Source organism: Streptomyces akebiae (genome assembly GCF_019599145.1).
GTDB classification, from domain to species: domain Bacteria; phylum Actinomycetota; class Actinomycetes; order Streptomycetales; family Streptomycetaceae; genus Streptomyces; species Streptomyces akebiae.
Window position 1 is genome coordinate 9,857,065 of record NZ_CP080647.1, and the last position, 15,632, is coordinate 9,872,696.

A 15,632-nucleotide genomic window follows, 5' to 3' on the forward strand; every position below is an offset into this window, starting at 1 on the left:
AAGAGTGCGTCAGTGCTATCGGTCGGCCGACGATCCGTCAATCATGCCCCCGGGAGGCTGTTTCCCCGGTGATTGCCGGGTGCATGGCCACCCCCGGGTCATGACGAAGGCCCGCGGTGCGCCCTTGCGCAGGTACACCGCGGACCTTCGTATCCCCTCAGCGAGTTCCGACCGCCGCCCGTACGGCCTTGCGGGCCAGCTGGCAGTCGTCGTGCAGCCGCCTGAGCAGCAGCCGCTGTTCCTCGCCGGACGGCGCAGCAGCCGGGTGGGCCTGACCCGGTGCCGCCGGGGTCGAGTCGTGCATCGAACGCTGCACGGCCGTCTCGTAGGTACGGATCTCGCGGGTCAGTACGAGCATCAGGTTCACCAGGAACGCGTCCCGGGAGGCCGGGCCCGCCGACTGCGCCAGCTGACTGATCTGCCGCCGCGCCACCGGAGCGTCCCCGAGCACCGCCCACAGCGTCGCCAGGTCGTAGCCCGGCAAATACCAGCCCGCGTGCTCCCAGTCCACCAGCACTGGACCGGCCGGTGAGAGCAGGATGTTCGACAGGAGGGCGTCGCCGTGACAGAACTGGCCCATGCCCTGACGGCCCGACGCGTGCGCGATGCCGTGCAGGAGCTTCTGCAGATCGCCCATGTCCCGGTCGGTGAGCAGACCCAGCTCATGGAAGCGGGAGATCCGCTCCGCGTAGTCCAGCGGGGCGTCGAACGTCCCCGCCGGTGGCCGCCACGCGTTCAGCCGGCAGATCGCGCCGAGCGCCGCCCGGATGTCGGCGCGCGGCGGCGCCTCCACCGGATGCCGCTGCAGGGCCGCCACCCGGCCGGGCATCCGCTCGATGACCAGGGTGCAGTTGTCCGGGTCCGCCGCGATCAGCCTCGGCGCCCGCACGGGTGGGCGGTGCCGGACGAACGAGCGGTATGCGGCTATTTCGTGCCGGAGCCGCTCCTCCCAGATGGAGGAATGGTCCAGTAAACACTTGGCGACGGCCGTGCTGCGCCCTGTCGTGCCGACGAGCAGCACCGAGCGGCCGCTGCGGCGCAGCACCTGGACCGGAGTGAACTCCGGACAGATGCGGTGCACCGAGGCGATCGCCGTGCGCAGCTGCGCGCCCTGAGGGCCGGACAAGTCGATTCTCCCGCTGAGCGGTTGGGTGCCGAGCCCCGGCACACGCCGCGTCCGGCCGCCACCGAGCATCGGGGCCGTCGTACGCGTGGGGTCGAGGTAGGGGCCGCTGCTGCCCGGCTGGCGGGGGTGCAGCGACCGGGGAGGGGCGGACACGGAGGACGATGCTGCGTACATGGGGGAAGACAGATCCCTTCGTGTGCCGGCGATGTCACGCGCTACCCGCCCCGGCCGTACCGGGGACACCCTGGGGAGTGCCCGTCGGGGCGACCGGGTCGGGGTGGCGCTTTCCTACCTGACACCGGATGGCCCCTGGCACACCATGTAGCGCACCCTGGCGAAGCCTGGCGAATAGTCCCCGAGCAACTGACAGCGGGCTACATTCAACTCAGCCGAGAACCTGGGGGCTTGACGTGAGCGGACAACCCAATACCCGACTCGCGGACCTGTTCGGCCTGGCCGGCTGGTCCAAGGGAGAGCTCGCGAGGCTGGTCAACCGGCAGGCGGCGGCCATGGGCCACCCCCAGCTGGCGACCGACACCTCACGGGTACGGCGGTGGATCGACATGGGAGAGGTCCCGCGCGATCCCGTGCCACGGGTGCTGGCGGCGCTGTTCACCGAGCGTCTCGGCCGTGTCGTGACCATCGAGGACCTCGGTCTGGTCCGGCACGGGCGTACGGGGAAACGGCAGGGCGGCGGGAGTGTGGAACATCCCGACGGTGTGCCGTGGGCGCCCGAACGGACTGCCGCGGTCCTCACCGAATTCACGGGAATGGACCTCATGCTCAACCGACGCGGCTTGGTGGGTGCGGGCGTCGCGCTCACCGCGGGATCCGCACTCAGCAGCGCCATGCACGACTGGCTGCACACCGATCCGGCCCTCGCGGCCGACGCCCCGGAGATCGACGACCCCCTGCACGCCGACCCCGCTGGGTTCGACCGTTACGAGGCCGCCCCCATCGGGTCGCAGGAGATCGAGGAACTGGAGCGCTCGGTCGAGGTGTTCAGGGCCTGGGACGCGGCCCGCGGCGGCGGGCTGCAGCGCAAGGCTGTCGTGGGACAGCTCAACGAGGTGGGAGGCATGCTCTCCTACCGCCACCCGGAACATCTCCAGAGGCGCCTGTGGGGCGTCGCCGCCAACCTCGCCGTCCTCGCCGGCTGGATGTCGCACGACATCGGCCTCGAACCCACCGCCCAGAAGTACTTCATCATCGCCGCCCACGCCGCCAGGGAGGGCGGTGACCGGCCCCGCGCCGGCGAGGCCCTCTCCCGGGCGGCCCGACAACTGGTGCACCTCGGCAAGCCCGACGAGGCGCTGGACCTCATGAAACTCGCCCAGTCCGGATCCGGCGAGCAGGTCCTGCCGCGCACCAAGGCCATGCTCCACACGGTCGAGGCCTGGGCACAGGCCTCCATGGGCAAGGGCCAGGCCATGCGCCGCACCCTGGGCCAGGCCGAGGACCTCTTCGTCTCCGACCGGGGGGACGTGCCGCCGCCGAGCTGGATGCAGATGTTCAACGAGGCGGATCTGTACGGCATGCAGGCCCTGGCCTACCGCACCCTCGCGGAGCACGAACCGGCCGCGGCCCAGCACGCCCGGCACTACGCGGAGAAGGCGTTGGACCTCAGGACGAACGCCCAGGGGAGGTCGCAGATCTTCGACTACCTGTCGATGGCCTCGGCCTGCTTCATCGGCGACGACCCGGAGCAGGCGAGCGGGTACGCGCGCCTGGCGCTGGCGTCGATGGGCTCCAACTCCTCCCACCGCACCTGGGACCGGCTGCGTGAGATGTACCGGCTCACCGGTCAGTACTCCAGCTATCCGAAGATCCAGGACCTGCGGGAGGAGATCAAGCTCTCCCTGCCCAAGCCCCAGTCGAAGAACAAGGGCGGCGGCGCCCCGGCGTGACCGTGAGGGGCCCGCTCCTCAGGAGCTGACCCGGGCGACGAGCACGCACGCGTCGTCCGTACGCTCCCTCTCGCCGAACTCCTCCAGCACTGTCCGTACACACTCCTGGGCCGTACGCGCCTCGCCGAACCGCGGGGCCAGGTCCAACAGCCGCTGGACGGCTGCCTCTCCTCCCCGCCGGGGGACCAGCCCATCGGTGTGCAGGAGCAGCAGATCGCCTTGTTCGAGCGTCACTTCGGCCTGCCCGTAGACGGCACCCGAGGTCGCTCCGAGCAGCACGCCGTCCGGCGGGGGCAGCGCGCGCCCCGTCCCGTCGCGGAACAGCAGCGGGGCGGGGTGTCCGGCCTGCGCCCAGACGAGGGTGCGGGTCGCCGGCCGGTAGCGGCAGCAGACGGCGCTGCCGAGCGCCGGCTGCACCGTGGTGTCCAGTAACTGGTTGAGGCAGGCCATCAGCCGGCCCGGCTCGGTGCCCGACATCGCCATGCCGCGCAGCGCGCCGATCAGCATCGCCATGCCCGAGGTCACGGTGACGCCGTGCCCGGTGAGGTCGCCGACGCTCAACAGGCTCTCACCACCCGGCAGTTCGAGGGCGTCGTACCAGTCGCCGCCGATCAGCGAGCTCGTCGAGCAGGGCAGGTAGTGGGCGGCCAGGTCCAGCTTCTCGGGGCCCTGCTGCGGGAGCCGCAGGGAGCCGCGCCACGGCGGCAGCACGGCCTCCTGCAGCTCGACCGCGAGCCGGTGCTCGGTCTGTGCGATGTGCCGCTGGCGGTGCAGCGAGTCACGGGACTCGCTCACCACCCGCTGGCTGCGCCGCAGTTCGCTGACGTCCCGCAGGACGGCCCACATGGAGGCCGTACCGCCGTCGTCGTCGAGCACGGGCTCGCCCATCATGTGCACGGTGCGCACTCCGCCGCCGGGGAGCACGATCCGGAACTCCCCGTCGATGCGTTGCGCGTCGATGAGGCAGTCCGTGACCATCGCCGTCAGTCGCGGACGGTCCTCGTCGAGAACCAGCGACGGCAGTTCGTCCAGGGTGAGCGGTGGGGCGGAGGGGTCGCGGCCGAGGATCTGGAACAGCTCGCCGGACCAGCTGGCCTCGTCCGTCAGGAGGTTCCACTCGGCGCTGCCGACCCGGCTGAGCAGCGACTCGCGCCGTGGGGCCGGGGGCGGCGCGACCGGGACGCCGGCCGTGTCCGCTGGGACGGGCGGCGGGGCGGGCCCGTCCCGCAGCTGGGCCAAGTGGTCGTCGAGATCGCTCAGTTGATGCAGGGCCAGGTCGTAGAGCGCCCGCTGCCAGCGGATCTCGGGATCGGCTTCGTCGGCGGGCGCGTCACGTCGTACGGCGTCCACATCGCCCAGCAGCCGTCGCGTCTGCGAGATGAGCGCGTCGACCGTGCCGCGTCGGGGCGGCTGGGCGGCGGGGCGATCCGCAGAGAGAGGGGACGGCATCACGTACTCCGATGGGGGACGGTACGACCAACGCTGACGTAAGGGCCGATTACGACTGTTGCACAGCCCGCGACGCGCTGTAAGGGATTTGGCAAGACACGATACGGTGGTGCTTCCGGCATATGCCAGCGTCCTCGCGGTCGGGGTCGCCCACCGCGGGTCGATACGCATCCCGAGGGTCCAAGTCGTAGGAATCGTACGTGACTTGACGGACCGTCGACCGCATTCACACATCATTCATTCCCCTGTTCGAGGGGCATATGTGCGAGCGTTTCCCAGGGATGGTGCGTGACATGGGTCACAGAGGTGAATCCAGGAGGCCGCGTCCTGCGAAACCTCTCGGCAGGAAGAGCTTCATCCGAAACGGAGACCGTTCATGACCGTCACGCTGGAACAGCCCGCCCGCGCACTCCTCGTCACCGACGAGGACCGGGAGGTCCCGGTGCCCGCGAGCCTGCGCTATTCCTCCGACGATCCGCTGGCCGTGCACCTCGACTTCCCGGCCGACATCTCGCTGAACGGTTCCATGGTGACCTGGACCTTCTCCCGTGGACTGCTGGAGGAGGGCGTACGGACCCCCGCGGGCGCCGGTGACGTGCACATCCGGCCCAGCGGCCGGTTCCGCACGGTGGTGGAGCTGCACTCCCCCTACGGCATGGCCCTGCTCAGGTTCGAGAAGGCGGCGCTCCAGCGCTTTCTGCTGCGCAGCTACGCCGTCGTAGCCGCCGGGAGCGAGGAGGTGGGCCCCGCGCTCGACCGGGGCCTGACGTCCCTCCTGCGGGGTGTCTGATGTTCCTCGCGGCGGCGCTGCGGCGGGTGCGGGGCGGGGCTCAGTAGCGCAGGACGCCCGCGATGCCCCGGGCGTCGCCGAGCGCGCCGTCGGGGACGAAGCGGACCTCCGCGCCGGTGTCCAGGCACCGCTCGACGATCTCGTCCACGATGTCCTCGCGGACGTCGAGGTCGCCGCTCTCGGCCGGCACCAGATGCCCGCCGCCGTCGCCGTCCGCGCGGACGGCCGTCCGGAAGTTCTCCTCGACGGCCAGCAGCTGGATCCGGCCCTGCTGGGCGTTCTGGCGGACTTCGTCGACCCCGGCGGCGAACGCCTTGTGACCGCGCGCCGCTTCGAGCCGGCGCGCCACGGTGTCGACGTTCCTGCGGTCCTCGGCGGCGACCATGGGCCGGACCGCCTGCCACACCGCCTCCGGGGTGCCGTGCGCGAGACCGCCGTGGGGAATGTGGGCGGCGTCCCGGGTGACCGTGCCGATCTCGTCGAGCAGGGACAGCGCCGCCGTCTCGCCGGTGACGTACAGGGGCCGCTGCCGGGTGCGCAGCACCCGGGCCACCGCGGTGTCGGCGTCGCGCAGGAAGTGCCGGGTGTCCTCGTCGCGGAAAGTCGACGGCAGATCGCCGATCCGCTCCTGCCGCTCGGCGTCGAAGTTGTCGCGGTCCCTGGTCATCGGGAACCCTCCGGTCTGCGCCTCGGTGACGCGGTGGCCGCCGCCGTTCCACAGGGTGACCCGGTCGGCGGAGACCGCGAGCACCCAGAACGGCCGCTCGGCGGCCTGTGCGGCCACCAGGTTCCGGGTGAGGAAGGTGTCCGAGAGCACCACACGCTCCGGCACCGGGCGGGTCAGCGACCACACCTGGTGCTCCCCGGGCGCGGCGAAGATGGCCAGGCCGTCCTCGGCGTGCGTCAGATCCACCTCGGCCAGTGCCCGGTCCAGCTGCTCGACGACGTCGTTGCGCCGCTCCCGGGTGACGGCGGGATCGTGTTCCAGCCGCTTCTTCGCCTCGGCCACGACATTGCGCAGCCGGACCGGGTCCTGGGCGTTGTCGGGCTCCCGGCGGTGCGTCGGCGTCAGTACCGAGACCGCGGGGTAGGGCCGCGGACGGCGCAGTTCGATCAGGGTCGTGGGACTGAGGGCATGCTCCATCTCTTCACGATAGGACTGATTCACGCATCGGGCATTTGGGGTAATCGGCTGCCCCGTGCGGGCCTCTCGCACGGGGCGGCGGGGTGCGGCGAAAGAGCCCGTCGGCGCGCACCGGTGAGGGCGCGCCGACGGGCTCATCGACGTGGGGACTGTGGTGGCGGTCAGCCGACTTCCTTCTTCAGCGCCTTGTCGGCGGCGGCCTTGGACGGCTTCCACCAGGTCGTCACGGGCTCCCAGACCTTCACCTTCTTGGAGGCGCCCAGCTGCTTCAGCGTGAACGTGCGGCCGTAGAGGTTGGGGTTGGCCGACACCGTGATCGTGCCGACACGACGCGCCTGCGGGTCCTTGAGGTCGGCGATCGTGCGGACCGCGGCGTACACCGTCTTCCCCGCGCCGACCTTGTACGGGCCGCTCTCGCCCGACGGCACCGGCTGGGCCGCCCCGTCGAGGTCGCCGAAGGTGACGACGGGAAGGCGGTCGATCGTGCAGGCGCGGGTGCCGGTGTTCTTGACGCTGATGTGCACGATCCTCGCGTCCTTCGCCTGCTTGGCCCCCAGCTTGAGGACCTTCGACTTGCAGACCGGGGTCTTCGCGGCGGGCTGTGCGGCGAGCCCCTGAGGGGCGGCGGTGAGGAGGAGCGCGGCGCCGGCGGTGGCGACGGTGGAGACGGTGAGCAAGGAGCGGATACGCATCGGTGGAATCCCCCAGTTTCGGTCACATACGGGTACGGCACGCGCAAACGTGACGTCTGCCCAGTGTGACGGCCGGGATGCGCCCGGGGTTGTGCCGGATGCGCGCGTGTTGCACGCCCGATGCTCAATCGTCGACTCCGCATGAACTCCCGTCGTCCGGCAGCGTCCCGAACAGCAGGAAGTCGTCGACCTTCTCGTGCACGCACTTCGACGACCCGTACCCGGTGTGCCCCTTGCCCTTGTTGTCGAGGACGACCGCCGAGGAGCCGAGCCGCTTCGCCGTCTCCACGGTCCACCGGTACGGGGTGGCCGGGTCGCCCCGGGTGCCCACGAGCAGCATCTTCGGGGTGTCGACGTCCCGCACCTCCTCGCGGATGAAAGCGGTTCCCGGGGGGCGGCCGTAGCACATCAGCACCTGGGTGAGCCGGTACCGGCCGAACACGGGGGAGGCGTCCTCGTAGGCGGCACGCAGGTCCTCCAGATTGTCGGTGATCTTCTTCGCGGTGGGCCGGTCGGGGTCGTCGGCGCAGTTGATCGCCATGAGCGCGGCGGGGAGGTTGTCCAGCGGGATCTCCTCGATGTCGACCAGGCCGTCGTGCGGGGTCGGGCTGCCGGACGGGGTGGGGTCGACGGGTTCGTGCGGGCGGGTCGGCGCCGAGCCGCGGTAGGGGGTGGCCGGTGGGGCGAAGCCGCCGCCCGTGAGCGCCATGACGCCTCGTGTGTCCCCGTCGTGGACGAGCATGTTGAGCGCCTGGGTGAGCATGGGCCACAGCTGTTCGCTGTAGAGGGCGTGGCTGACGGCGCCCACCAGGTCCTGGCCCGTGAAGTCCGGCCCGAAGTCCGACGGCACGGGGTTCTCGTCCAGCGAGTCGACCAGCGCCACGACCTGCTCACGGGCCGAGCGGGAGTCCTGCCCGAACGGGCACGTCAGCTCCTCGGTGCAGGCGTCCAGGTAGTCCTCCAGCGCGGTCTGCTGACCCTGCGCACCCACCAGACCCTGCTCGGTCAGCGGTTCGCTCAGGGTGTCCACCCCGTCGAGGGCCATCCGGCCCACCTTCTCGGGGAACTGCGCGGCGTACACCGTGCCCAGCCGGGTGCCGTAGGAGAAGCCGAGGTAGTTGAGCTTCTTGTCGCCGAGGGCGGCGCGCATCACGTCGAGGTCGCGGGAGGCGTTGAGGGTGCCTATGTGCGGCAGCACCTGGCCGGAGTTCTCCTGGCATTCGGCGGCCGCCCGCCGCAGCCGTTCGAGCGCGGCCTTCGGGTCGTCGGCGTCCTCACCGCCGTCGGTCGCCTCCAGCGCCTCGTCGGTGCCGTCGCCGCAGCTGACCGGGGAGGAACGGCCCACGCCGCGCGGGTCGAAGGAGACGACGTCGTAGCCCTTGGTGAGGTCCATGAAGTCCTCGCCGACGTAGGCGAGTTCGGGTACTCCCGGGACGCCGGGGCCGCCGAAGTTCAGCAGCAGCGAGCCGCGTGAGTCGCCGGTGGCCCGATAGCGGGCCATCGCCAGGTCGAGGGTGCCGGCCTGGGGCCGTGTGTAGTCGATCGGCACGGTGACCTTGCCGCAGCGCAGATCCCGGGGCATCTCCATACCCGTGCACTTCGACCACTTGATCTTCTGGTCGTAGAAGCGGCTCAGGTCGGGCCGGCCGGCGTCCTTGTCGTCGTCGGCGCCCGCCGTCAGGGCGGGCAGCCCGGCCCCCAGCAGGGCGAGCACCGCGACCGCGGCTCCGGTGAGAGGGCGCCGTCTGTGCGTTGACCGCATGCGTGCCTCCAGGGAAGCCCGGCCAGGGCGGCCGGGGACGACCCCCGGATCACCATAGGCGGCCCCTCGGGGCCACGCCTCCCGGAGGGCGGGCGGCCCGGAGGTGCCGTACTCTCCGCCGTGTCCAGGACGTACACCGGTGGCGCGCGGGTAGCCCGTACGCGTGAACCGGGCCGTCGGACCGGCCCGGCGTGCCGCGAGGTCGGCCGTTTCCGGCGTCGCGGCCGTGATCGGGCTTCGGCGAGGATGCTGCGGGGCACGGCCGACCACCGTGCCCGCGGTCGCACGGCGGCCGCGCACTCGCGACCTCAGCGAAGGAGCGCAGAGATGACCTCTCCGGGCCATCAGGACCTCGTCGTCACCCGGGCCACGCTCGACGACTGGGCGGTGGTCGCCCGGTGGGCCGGGGACGAGGGCTGGAACCCGGGCCTCTCGGACCCGGCGTGCTTCTTCGCGCAGGACGCCGAGGGCTTCTTCATCGGCCGGCTCGACGGGGAACCCGTCTCCTCCGTCTCCGTCGTCACCTACGGCGACGACTACGCCTTTCTCGGCTTCTACCTGGTCCGCCCGGACCTGCGCGGCCAGGGCCACGGCCTCGCCACCTGGAAGACCGCGCTCGCCCACGCGGGCGACCGCACCGTGGGCCTCGACGGCGTGGTCGCGCAGCAGGACAACTACCGGCAGTCCGGCTTCGAGCCCGCCCACCGCACCTTCCGCTACTCCGGCGTGGTGCCGGAGCCCGCCGTACCCGCAGATGTCCGGCCCGTGCGCGATGCCGGGCTTCTCGCGGCGTACGACGGGGCCTGTCACCCTGCCGACCGCCCCCGCTTCCTGGAGCACTGGCTGACCGCCGAGGGACACCGGGCCCTCGCGCGGATCGTCGACGGGCGGCTCACCGGCTACGGCGTCATCAGGCCCGGCCGGGACGCCCTGCGCATCGGTCCCCTGTTCGCCGACACCGCCGACGACGCCCGCGCGCTGTTCGCCGGACTGGCCGCCGAGGCCGCGGGCCGAGAGCTGGCCGTCGACGTGCCGGAGCCGAACACGGAGGCCGTGGCACTGGTCGAGGAGTACGGACTGACGCCCTCCTTCGAGACGGCCCGCATGTACACCGGTCCGATCCGGCCGTACGCGGTGGAGCGCGTCTTCGGGGTCACCACGCTGGAACTCGGCTAGGCGCCTTCCGCGGGACGTCCGGTGGAGGCGCTGCGCCGGCTCTCCGGGGAGGAGGCAGCGGCGTCGCCCGGCTCGGCGGGCGGGACGGCGTCGCCCCGCCGGAAGGCCCACTCCATGCGTGGCTCGACGACACAGCGGAGCGCGGCCCGCACGGGGGAGGTGCACAGCAGGGTGATGCCGCCGATCGCCACGGCCGTGACCGCGAGTTCCCCGGGCGGGGTGTGCAGCCACTCGACGGCGTACCAGTCCCTGAAGCGCGCCCACTTGATCACGAAGCCGTGCAGCAGATAGCCGTACATCGTGCCCGCGCCCAGCGCCGTGAACCACAGGTGCCGACGTGGCACCCAGGCCAGGAAGCACGCCGTCAGCAGCACCGCCAGACAGAACAGGGCGGGCGTGGTCAGCAGGCCGGCCCAGCGGGTCACGCCCTGGCCGGTGACGCTGCCCCGGTGGTAGAACCAGCCGGCGTCGAACCACGGAGCCACCCGGTAGGCCACCAGGAACGCCCCGAGACCGACCGGGAGCAGCAGCAGCCGTACCCGGCGGGTGCGCAGCCGTTCGAAGTGCTCGGCCCGCAGGGTCAGTCCCAGGACGAAGAACGGCAGGAAACCCAGCACCCGCTGGATGGAGACGTCGCCGCCGAGATCCGGTGAGACCGCCGCCAGCGTCGCCAGGCCCAGTGCGACCGGCAGCGGGTGACGCAGCATCAGCCACAGGGGCGTGGTCAGCCGCCAGATGAAGAGCGCGACCAGGAACCACATCACGTACCAGGGGTCCAGCAGGCTCAGTGGATAGCCCGGGTCGTCCTGCGCCCACCGGTAGAAGAGGGTGTACGCCGTCTCGAACACGACGTACGGCAGGGCCACGCCCGTCAGCAGCCGCTTCAGCCGGCCGGGCGCCATGTCGAAGCTCCGCGAGAAGTACCCGGAGATCAGGGCGAAGGCGGGCATGTGGAAGGCGTAGACGGTCAGGTACGCGGCCGTCACGGTCCGGCTGCCGTACGTCAGCGGCTCCCACGCGTGCCCGCAGGCCACCAGGACGATGGTGAGGTACTTCGCGTTGTCGAAGTACGGGTCCCGCGAGGTCGGCCTCGCCCGCGGCCGTTCCCCGTGGGGCGGGGCGGCGGGGGAGGGGCGGGTGTGCTGCACCACGTCTTCGGGCATCGGTGAGAAGTCTCCGGACGACGACGACTGAACCCGGACCGCCTGCCCCGTCACGCCGGTCTCAGTCGTCCTCGACGACATCACCGACGCATGTGGCGCGGAATCGTCGACGAGAGCACCCGCGCCTTCCGACCGGCTCCGGCCCCTCGCCCGGCTCGCACCCCGCGGCGTGGGCCCGCCACACACGGCGTCCCACGACGACACTCGTACGGCCCTCGCCGGGCCGGATCGGCGAGGGCCGTACGGGCGTACGCCCGCAACGCGCCGGAGTGGTGAGAGAACGGTCGAATTCCGTTGCCAGGGTGAACGACTGATGATGGAGTGAGCACCATGGATCACGCTGCTGTGCTGGCACTGTTCGACCGGGACATGCGAGAGGGCGCCCGCCCCGACGGGCCCGGAGCCCGGATCGAGCGCGTGGGCGGGGTGGTGCGCCAGGTCGGTTCCGAGCAGGGCTGGAGCGGCGTCGTCTGGTCCGACCTGGACGAGGCGGGCGCCGACGCGGCGATCAGCGAGCAGATCCGGTACTTCTCCGGGCTCGGACGTGACTTCGAATGGAAGCTGTACGGCCACGATCTCCCCGTCGACCTGGGACACCGTCTGCGTACGGCCGGTTTCACACCCGCTCCGGAGGAGACGCTGATGGTCGCCGAGGTCGCCGACCTGACCCTCGACGTCGAGCCGCCCGAGGGCGTGCGGATCCTGCCGGTCACCGACCGCGCGGGCGTGGATCTGGTGGCCGACGTCCACGAGAAGGCCTTCGGCACCGACAGCTCCCGGATGCGCCACCAGCTGCTGGCCCAGCTCACCGGCGACACCGAGACGGTCGTGGCCGTCGTGGCGCTCGCCGGGGACGTACCGGTGAGCGCCGCCCGGATGGAGCTGCTGCCCGGCACCCGTTTCGCCGGACTGTGGGGCGGCGGCACCGTCGAGAGCTGGCGCGGCCGGGGCGTCTACCGGGCCCTGGTCGCCCACCGCGCCCGGGTCGCGGCCGACCGCGGCTACCGCTACGTCCAGGTCGACGCGCTGGCCCGCAGCCGCCCGATCCTGGCCCGCCTGGGTTTCGAGCCGCTCACGACGACCACGCCGTACGAGTACGCGGTGGGGAGCACGGCGGCCGCCTGACCGCCGGTCACAGGTCGAGCTGGTACTCGATCGCCGTGTGCGTGGGCCGGTAGCCGAGCGCGTCGTTGACCCGGCGCATGGGGAGGTTCTCCTCGGCGGTGTCGGTGAGCAGGGCCAGCTCAGGGGCCAGGCCGTGGGCGTGGCGGATCGCCTCCGCCTTCATCCGCAGCCCCAGACCACGGCCTCGGTGCTCGGGCAGCACGGCCGTGCCGTAGTGCTGCCCCTCGCCCTTGCCGTCGCCCGGCAGGACCAGACCCGACAGGACCGGACCCGGCAGGACCAGCTCCGAGAACCCGACGATCGCGCCGCTCGACGTGTGCACGGCGGCCACCGTGTACAGCACGTCGCCGCGCTCGGCGATCGCCTCGGCGGCGGCCATGACCCGCTCGACGTCCCAGACGACCGTGCCGTAGTCGGTGTCGCCCATCGGCATGTCGTCCATCGCGCGGCGCGAGGCGGCGTAGGTGTCGGCGAGCTCCGGCGGTACGACGCCCGTCCAGCGGGTCAAGTGGTAGCCCGGGCACGGCTGTTCGAGGATCCGGGTGAGGTGGTCCGGGTCGATACCGGCGAGTTCCAGCCGGGCATACACCAGCGACAGCACCCGGCGGAAGCCGCGTGCCGTGAGGAACGCGTCGGCGGGGGAGTCCCGGTCGGCCTGGGCGATGACGGCACGTCGCCGCTCGTCGCGCGCCGAGGCGATGGCCGCGTCGAGCAGCGCGGTGCCGACGCCCCGCCGTCGCTCGGCCGGGTGCACGGAGACGTCCAGCTCCGCGAGGTGGGCCTGCCCTTCCTTGGTGAACAGCCGCAGAAAGGCCGTCCCGAGGGGTGTGCCGTCCTCCCCGGACGCCAGCCAGGCCGACCGACGGCTCGACGGAGTGACCGTGGGGTCGGTGAGGTGCGTGAGGTGGGTGACGCGGGGCGACAACGGGGCTCCGGGGGCGGTCGACGGACGAACGGCGGCGCCCGGCGACGCTAGCCGCCGGGCGCGTTCGTCCGCAACGCGATTCCGGACGGGCGCGGGCGCCCGCCGTCGCCCCCGGGTCCGCTCAGCGGCGGGCCCGGGTTCGGTCCAGTGCCACGACGCCCAGGGCCGCCAGGGCGATCTGGATGAGCCACTCGATCCAGTCGACGCCACCGGTGTCGGCCACACCGATCCCCGCGGCGAGCGCGCTGCCGATCAGCGCGGCGACGATGCCCACGAGGATCGTCAGCAGGATGCCGATGCGCTGGCGACCCGGCACGACGAGCCGGCCGAGCACGCCTATGACAATGCCGATGACGATGGCACTGATGATGCCGTCGATCTCCATCTGAACTCCGCCCCTTGTCGTCGGGATCCCCGCAACGGTGCGAGTGCCCTTCGAACGCGAGTGCAGTCCGTTTCCGTTTCATCTTCTTCACGGGCCCGCCACCCGTCCGGCGCCTGCCGGCCCGTCAGGTGCCCGGCGCCCGTCAGGTCTCCGGCACCCATCCCGTGACGGCGAGCACCTCCGCCGCGATGTCCATGACGGTGCGCCCGTCGGTCGCGACGCGGACGGTGTCCGCCGGTGCCCGTTCGTCCAGCAGGCGTGCCTTGCGGGCGCTGCCGGCCAGTTCCCTCTCCAGCTCGGAGCCGATCTCCCGCCCCCTCAGCCGCCGTTCGGTCGTCGCGTCGGAGGCGGTCAGCAGCACCCGCACGATGCGGACGTCGGCGCCCATGGCCCGCCGGAAGGTGGCCGCGGTCTCGGAGAGCACGCTCAGGGTGTTGGTGTAGACGAGCCGCCGGTGGCCGAGGGCGGCGTAGGTGCCCCACACCGCGGTGAGGTTGCGCTCGACGATCGCGGCGCGGTGCGGATCGTCGGCGGGCGCCGGGTGCACCTGCCCCATGAAGTCGCCCTCGATGAGGGCGTGCGCGACCTCGGCGTGCCGCAGCCGATCGGAGATCTCCCAGCCCACCGTCGACTTGCCGACCCCCGCCCGACCGCCGATGAGCAGTACCTCGGCACGATCCATCTAGCCCGCCACTCCCGCCGAGCCGAGGCTCGGATGCGTCGCGCAGCGCAGGGCCTCGCGGATCACCGTCGCCGGGTCGCCCTCGTGGTAAGGACGTTCCGAGGACTCGATGCCGTCGAGGAACTCCTGGTAGCGCACGGCGTAGGCGAGGTGTGCCAGTGGTTCGGCCAGGCTGAGCGCGCGAGCGGGGTCGCTCTCCGGGGCGTGGGCCCTCCAGGCGTCGACCCAGACCCGGACGGCCGTGGAACGTACCGCCTCGGGCAGGAAGTCGTACAGGCGCAGACAGTCCAGTACGGGATTGCCCCAGTGGGCGTCGGCGAAGTCCACGACGACCGGTGGCCGGCCGTCGCTGCGCCAGTTGCCCGGATGGAAGTCGGCGTGCACCAGCGTGTCGGGGAGGCCGCACTGCGCGAGTCGGTCCCAGCGGCCCGCCAACACCCTTGCGCTGTCCCGTTCCTGTTCGGTGATGTCCAGTCCGGCCCGGCCGTCGAGCAGGGCGTGCGCCAGTCTGCCCAGGATCGGGTCCCGTCGGTCCCGCAGTCCGGGGGGCCGTCGGCCGGCCAGGGCGGCCTGCGCGGCGACCATGCGGCGTACGGCCGCCTCGACCGTCTCGGCGTCGGCCGACCAGCAGTCCTCTCCGGGGATGTGCTCCAGCAACACCCGCCGCTCACCGGCGGCGAGGACCGTCGGGACGAGTCCCGGGTCCACCCGGGCGAACGCGGCGATGACGGCGGCCTCGTCGGTGGCGAAGCGCGGTGTCGCCTTGAGCCAGACCGGTCCCTGACCGGTGGGCAGCCTGAAGAGGCCCGCCAGGTTCCAGGTCCGTCGCTGCTCGACCGGTCCCGTCACCGGCCGCCCCAGCGCGGCCAGGGTCCCCGAGGCCCAGCCGAGCAGTTCCCGCAGCCCGTCGGCGCGTGCCCACGGGGAGCGCAGGGGGTCGTCCGTGTCCAACGGTCCGCGGTCCTCGGGGCATCGCTCCAGCCTGCCGGGCCCGGGAGGGTCCAGCGCCTCCACGTGGTACGTCACATGCCCGTCGCGCCCGCTCTCACCCCCGTCGACGGCCAGCATCCGCAACACGAACACCCTCACCCCGAGTGCGCGTTCCAGCCGCTCCACGACGGGCGCGACCTCGGCCCACCACGGAACGTCGACGGGGAACGGGCCGGTGACACCGAGCAGTTCCGCTCCCGAGGTCACCCATGCGCTGAAAGTCCGACTCACGGCGACAGTGTGCGCAGACCCTCGGGTGATTGACATGCAGGTAATTACCTGCATAACGTGGGGTGTGCGATCAGAGAGCGACCCG

The 15,632-nt window shown here is 71.9% G+C and carries 14 protein-coding genes; 4 read left to right on the top strand and 10 right to left on the bottom strand.

Translation table 11 applies throughout. The annotated features are described in order from the left end of the window. Positions 1-157: 157 nt before the first annotated feature. On the bottom strand, positions 158-1,300 hold the full coding sequence (locus K1J60_RS42715) for an aminoglycoside phosphotransferase family protein (RefSeq protein ID WP_220650918.1): 1,143 nt from the start codon (positions 1,298-1,300) through the stop codon (positions 158-160). Between the two features lie 236 nt (positions 1,301-1,536). Here K1J60_RS42715 and K1J60_RS42720 point away from each other — a divergent pair, with 236 nt between their 5' ends. After that, entirely contained in the window at positions 1,537-3,033 is a 1,497-nt protein-coding gene (locus K1J60_RS42720; RefSeq protein WP_220650919.1) for a DNA-binding protein NsdB, read from the top strand. A gap of 18 nt (positions 3,034-3,051) precedes the next feature. Here K1J60_RS42720 and K1J60_RS42725 read toward each other — a convergent pair whose 3' ends face one another. Beyond that, positions 3,052-4,482 carry a PP2C family protein-serine/threonine phosphatase gene (locus tag K1J60_RS42725; RefSeq protein WP_220650920.1) on the bottom strand — a complete coding sequence of 477 codons (1,431 nt, stop codon included), beginning with the start codon at positions 4,480-4,482 and terminating at the stop codon, positions 3,052-3,054. 376 nt (positions 4,483-4,858) lie between these two features. On the opposite strand from K1J60_RS42725, the gene K1J60_RS42730 reads away from it, so the two are divergent. Further along, positions 4,859-5,272, top strand: coding sequence for an SsgA family sporulation/cell division regulator (locus K1J60_RS42730; protein WP_220650921.1), 414 nt, complete (start codon positions 4,859-4,861; stop codon positions 5,270-5,272). 40 nt (positions 5,273-5,312) lie between these two features. Here the strand turns inward: K1J60_RS42730 and K1J60_RS42735 are convergent, their stop codons facing one another. The 3 genes from K1J60_RS42735 to K1J60_RS42745 all read right to left on the bottom strand — a co-directional run bounded on the left by K1J60_RS42735 (position 5,313) and on the right by K1J60_RS42745 (position 8,870). Continuing rightward, complete coding sequence (locus tag K1J60_RS42735) at positions 5,313-6,416, bottom strand: baeRF3 domain-containing protein (protein WP_220650922.1); 1,104 nt, start codon at positions 6,414-6,416, stop codon at positions 5,313-5,315. 161 nt (positions 6,417-6,577) lie between these two features. Continuing rightward, positions 6,578-7,108, bottom strand: a complete 531-nt coding sequence (locus K1J60_RS42740; RefSeq protein WP_220650923.1) for a DUF4232 domain-containing protein — start codon at positions 7,106-7,108, stop codon at positions 6,578-6,580. A 124-nt stretch (positions 7,109-7,232) separates the two neighbouring features. After that, positions 7,233-8,870, bottom strand: a complete 1,638-nt coding sequence (locus K1J60_RS42745; protein ID WP_220650924.1) for an alpha/beta hydrolase — start codon at positions 8,868-8,870, stop codon at positions 7,233-7,235. Between the two features lie 327 nt (positions 8,871-9,197). On the opposite strand from K1J60_RS42745, the gene K1J60_RS42750 reads away from it, so the two are divergent. Further along, on the top strand, positions 9,198-10,046 hold the full coding sequence (locus K1J60_RS42750) for a GNAT family N-acetyltransferase (RefSeq protein ID WP_220650925.1): 849 nt from the start codon (positions 9,198-9,200) through the stop codon (positions 10,044-10,046). Here K1J60_RS42750 and K1J60_RS42755 read toward each other — a convergent pair. After that, a complete protein-coding gene (locus tag K1J60_RS42755) occupies positions 10,043-11,209 on the bottom strand; it encodes an acyltransferase family protein (RefSeq protein WP_220650926.1) in 1,167 nt (388 codons plus the stop codon). The genes K1J60_RS42750 and K1J60_RS42755 overlap by 4 nt on opposite strands. Positions 11,210-11,539: 330 nt before the next feature. On the opposite strand from K1J60_RS42755, the gene K1J60_RS42760 reads away from it, so the two are divergent. Then, positions 11,540-12,334, top strand: a complete 795-nt coding sequence (locus K1J60_RS42760; protein ID WP_033526239.1) for a GNAT family N-acetyltransferase — start codon at positions 11,540-11,542, stop codon at positions 12,332-12,334. A 7-nt stretch (positions 12,335-12,341) separates the two neighbouring features. On the opposite strand, the gene K1J60_RS42765 is transcribed toward K1J60_RS42760, so the two are convergent. The 4 genes from K1J60_RS42765 to K1J60_RS42780 all read right to left on the bottom strand — a co-directional run bounded on the left by K1J60_RS42765 (position 12,342) and on the right by K1J60_RS42780 (position 15,547). Continuing rightward, on the bottom strand, positions 12,342-13,259 hold the full coding sequence (locus K1J60_RS42765) for a GNAT family N-acetyltransferase (protein ID WP_220650927.1): 918 nt from the start codon (positions 13,257-13,259) through the stop codon (positions 12,342-12,344). Positions 13,260-13,380: 121 nt separating this feature from the next. Further along, complete coding sequence (locus tag K1J60_RS42770) at positions 13,381-13,644, bottom strand: GlsB/YeaQ/YmgE family stress response membrane protein (RefSeq protein WP_220650928.1); 264 nt, start codon at positions 13,642-13,644, stop codon at positions 13,381-13,383. 142 nt (positions 13,645-13,786) lie between these two features. Further along, positions 13,787-14,326 carry a hypothetical protein gene (locus tag K1J60_RS42775; protein WP_220650929.1) on the bottom strand — a complete coding sequence of 180 codons (540 nt, stop codon included), beginning with the start codon at positions 14,324-14,326 and terminating at the stop codon, positions 13,787-13,789. Then, complete coding sequence (locus K1J60_RS42780; RefSeq protein ID WP_259408173.1) at positions 14,327-15,547, bottom strand: aminoglycoside phosphotransferase family protein; 1,221 nt, start codon at positions 15,545-15,547, stop codon at positions 14,327-14,329. Positions 15,548-15,632: the final 85 nt, after the last annotated feature.